Annotated in this window: 1 protein-coding gene and 1 pseudogene; both read right to left on the reverse strand. The window is 58.4% G+C overall.

The genetic code is table 11. From position 1 onward, the window contains the following. Positions 1–436, reverse strand: a pseudogene (locus AB839_RS20830) (type IV secretion system protein); the annotation flags it as partial. Between the two features lie 244 nt (positions 437–680). Continuing rightward, positions 681–1,217: a DUF4189 domain-containing protein gene (locus AB839_RS21395; protein WP_324615328.1), complete on the reverse strand. Its 537-nt coding sequence runs from the start codon at positions 1,215–1,217 to the stop codon at positions 681–683. Positions 1,218–1,522 lie beyond the last annotated feature (305 nt).

Below are 1,522 nucleotides of genomic sequence, written 5' to 3' on the forward strand. Positions count from 1 at the left end.
CTAGAACCCGGCGGCTGCCCATTCGGACCCGGCGAGGTCGGCACGGCGCTACCACCTATCTGCGAATATGCCATGAAGGTACCCAGAGTGCCCTGGAAGAACATTGCAGCCATTGGGGGCGCAGTCACAATCAGCGTCGTCAGGATCAGGCCCATGCCGCCCTGCTGCAGCGCCATGCTGCTCATGCCCTCGGTCAGGTTCGACCCCAGCAGTGCACCCAGCGCAGACGCGCCTCAGAACGAAGCCGTCACGCGCGCCACCATTTCCATGGCACTGCCGGTCATCGCAGCCAGCACCGCCATCGAGAACAGGGTGCCGATGCCAAAGAACAACCATCGTTGGACAGGGACTTCGTCTGCTCAAACAGCAGGCAGAGGATGAACAGCGGACCAAAACCAATGAGCAATGACATTGCGATCTGGTACAGCAACAGCATGCGCCTACTGTATCGGCCGGTCCATCCGTCACCGGCCGATGATCTGTCCGCGACACGCGCTGACCTCGTCCGAGTACATCTCCAACAGCTTCCGCCGGCTCACCGAAGTGTTTGCGAACTCATTGTAGCCGAGGCTCAGCCATCAAATCATCCGCATACAAGCCTGTCTCTTCCTCGAAGCACGAGATCTGATACTTCAGATGTAGAGTCCCGAGGTCCTCAGAACAGATCCAACTCTACTGTTTCAGTAAGTCCTGAAGATGGGTTTCGTGCAGTCAGTGTAAAAGACCTTGCAGGCTCCAGCTTCGTCATTTGTGCAGCCCTTCTGCGCCTCCTGCTCCGCCAGCTCAAGTGTTGGTCCTCGTCCTATGCCAGATCCTCCCCGCCCCGTCTGTCCACTTGGCACCACCCACGCGGCACATTGATTGAAGTAGGCAAGCACCACTTGACAGTCCTTTGCACCCGCCGAGGAACATTTGCCAAGCGCCTCTCTTTCCGCGCCACTTTTCTTTCGCTGACCAGTGGATACGCCAGCATCGGAAGTGCGCTTGGAGGTGGCAATCGCTCCCCAAGTGGTGATCCACTCACCGGAAGGTTGAGGCGATGAAACAGGGGCGGTTGTACCACCGCCACTTGCCCCGGGAATCGGCGCACAACCCTGCACCCCTTGGCCACCGATAGGATAGAAGCCAGGCGGACAATTTCCCTCTGCCAAGGCGGAATCAATGCTCCAAGCAGTTCCAACCATCAGGACCATCAATGCAGGCAACGCGGATTTCATGAGGGCGGGATTCCATTGACGACAATTTTGGTCAATCAAGTATTGCCGGAGGGAGCATTGCCCCGCAAACCTGGGCCTGAAGCAGATTGCACTTCGCCCTGACCTTGGAGCCTAGGTGTCGCACTCTGGTTGGCCAACACACCGGTACTTGAGTTCGAAGCTGGCGCCGGAGGCGTAAACATACCACCCGACCCACTAGAACCCGGCGGCTGCCCATTCGGACCCGGCGAGGTCGGCACGGCGCTACCACCTATCTGCGAATATGCCATGAAGGTACCCAGAGTGCCCTGGAAGAACATTGCAGC

This window comes from Stenotrophomonas sp. DDT-1 (assembly GCF_001580555.1).
In the GTDB taxonomy this organism is placed as follows: domain Bacteria; phylum Pseudomonadota; class Gammaproteobacteria; order Xanthomonadales; family Xanthomonadaceae; genus Stenotrophomonas; species Stenotrophomonas sepilia.